The sequence below is a fragment of the Gilliamella sp. wkB18 genome, from assembly GCF_001690875.1.
GTDB classification, from domain to species: Bacteria; Pseudomonadota; Gammaproteobacteria; order Enterobacterales; family Orbaceae; genus Gilliamella; species Gilliamella apicola_A.
Map to the genome: position 1 here is coordinate 1 of NZ_LZHM01000111.1, position 2,472 is coordinate 2,472.

The following is a 2,472-nucleotide window of genomic DNA, read 5'->3' on the forward strand; positions in this document are numbered from 1 at the left end:
ATTATCCTTATTTCTGCTTAAGGTTTTTTTAGCACTAAGGTAAATTTCTTTCAGACTGGCATTTTCTTTAATTTGCTTAAAATCAAACCAATCCCAGCAACTCACTTTCTTCACGCCTTCGCTTTTAGTTGATAGCCAACTTGACGATATAGTGGTATTTTTATCGTCAAGTACTTTTTCTATTTGTATCCATAACGTATCTTGCTCATCCACCGCTCGATTATTTCTTGTTTTAACCTTATTATCTCCCATATCAAGTAGTAGTGCTGTGCCAATATTATAATTGCTGCTCGTTAATTGGCTTGCTTGTAAGGGGTGTTTGCTCCATGCCACTGTATTTGTAGCTAATTCAATTTCACCATTAGATTTTGCTTTTTTTGCTATCTCCTGCGTATTTTCAATCCATAATGTTTTTTTGTCTGTTGCAGAGGTTTTAATTTCTATTTGTAACCAGTTTATATTGGTTTCTTTACTTAGCACTTTTATTTTAGTGCCTTTAAGTGGTGTTCCAACGGTTGTGTCTGCTTGACTTGGTAGTGTCAGTACTTTAACGCCTTTTGATATAGCTAATAGTGTTTTATCTTCATCGGCTAGTTTTCTCGCCTCTGCTTGAGTTTGGCTAATGTACTTTGGTAAGTCTTCACAGGTAAAACACTCAACATGTAAATTCGGTTGAAATTCGCTCCCTTTCATACCTTGTGCAAGCGGTAGGGTTTCTATATCAATATAATTCCCCTCTTTATCTTTTTTTTTATCAATCGCCTTATCTTGATTATGACCAATATGCCCAACTAAATCACCTGCTACAATTGGAAAAGGTTTATCTAATACCACAACCTCATTATATTTTTTACCTCTAATTATATTTTCAAGACAACCAAAATAAACGTATTTTTTCCCTGCTGGTAAAGGAATAGTGGGGTTTCCATCTCGAATCACTTCGATTAATTCAACAAAATTTTTCGGTTTTTTGGTACCGGATATTTTAATTTGAGTACCTTCAGGTAGCATGGAAATAATATTTTTTTTATTCTCATCCCTTATTCTTATCCCTCTGGATTTGGCGAAATTGCTATCTTTTCCAGTTATTTCAACTATCGGAACAGTGAGTGGTTTTTTAGTCTGATTGTAAATCCAACCGATAATTTTATTTCCCTTATAATCATAAGGTGTTAATTTAGGTATCGAACAATACCCTTCCACTAAAGACGAAACAGCATACCATTTATAATTTTGTTCATGTAAATCAAGATTTAAATTCACTTTGGTACCCGATTGTAATACAGCTAAAATATTAGTACTCTTTGAACTATCTGGTGTCTTTCGAATATTTACCCCTGTTACAAAATCTAATGCCTTATTACTTTTAACGCGATAAATATCGCGCTCCCAAAATGCTGGTACTGGTTCTTCTGGGTTATCATCGTAATATTGAGTATCAGCCAGATGCATATACAAACTGTAAAAATAAAGACGATGTCCCGGCTGTTTTTCTTTTTTAGATTCTGCTGCTTCCGTGGTTGACGCTTCATTTGATGGCGTTGAGGTATCTGTAGTTGGATTTGTAGTAGCACTAGATGTTTGAGCTGCCTTAGTCGTTGTTTCTGATGCTTGCGTTGTGTTGTTATTCGTTGGGGTATTGCTTTCTGCCTCAGCGACTTCTTCTATACGATCCATTTCCAATAGGTGTCTAACCAAAACAAAACCCGTTGAGAAAAAACTAACTTTTTCACCATAATCAACTTTTTGATAATGATCATTAACCCGATAAGCTATAACTTCACCATCAGCAATGCAATGCACTTTACGTACTTTTACATCACCTAATTCCTTAAGAACATTATGATCGAAATGAATTCCACCATGTACCTGTTTGTTTATACTGACAGGATAAAACCCTCTAGATGCCGACATTAATGCTTTATAATAAGCATTAGCGCTTACTTGTTGTTTTTCATTTACAATAACGGGATATTTCCATTTTTTAATTGGTGTTAGTGCCATTGTTTATACCTTTATCCTGAAAAATCGATATGTTCACTATTTATTAATCTTGTAAGCGCGATGTCAACATCACTTTTCAAGAAGCTATTTGTGTTATTTTCTATACTCGCCGCTCCCATCTTTTGCATGACATTACACTTCAGATAAACATTATCCTGTGTGCCCAGTTCAATGCCTTCTTCGCTGATTTTTATGTATGAGCCGCCACACATTAACGTAAGCTGTTCGCTTGCGGTGACAGTGAGCTCACCATCGACACTGTCAATTTTTATATCCTGCTTAGCTGCCATGTTGAGATTGGCGTTTTGGGCTTGCACTTCAATATCGCCTTGGTTGGCAAACAGTTTCATGCCTGATTTGTGGGCAAATAAGCCCATCGCTTCGCCCGATGAGAGGGTAAGGTTTTTTAAGGCGGCAATGTCAGTTTGGTTTTCACTGGTTAAAGTAACGCTGTTGCCGGTGGAGAGT

General features: G+C 36.3%; 1 protein-coding gene and 1 pseudogene. Both read right to left on the reverse strand.

Annotated elements, in window-relative coordinates:
• Window positions 1-2,004, reverse strand: a pseudogene (locus A9G48_RS10975) (hypothetical protein); the annotation flags it as partial.
• Between the two features lie 11 nt (window positions 2,005-2,015).
• Window positions 2,016-2,472: DUF2345 domain-containing protein (locus tag A9G48_RS10980; protein ID WP_141673003.1), on the reverse strand; the 457-nt coding region annotated here is incomplete at its 5' end.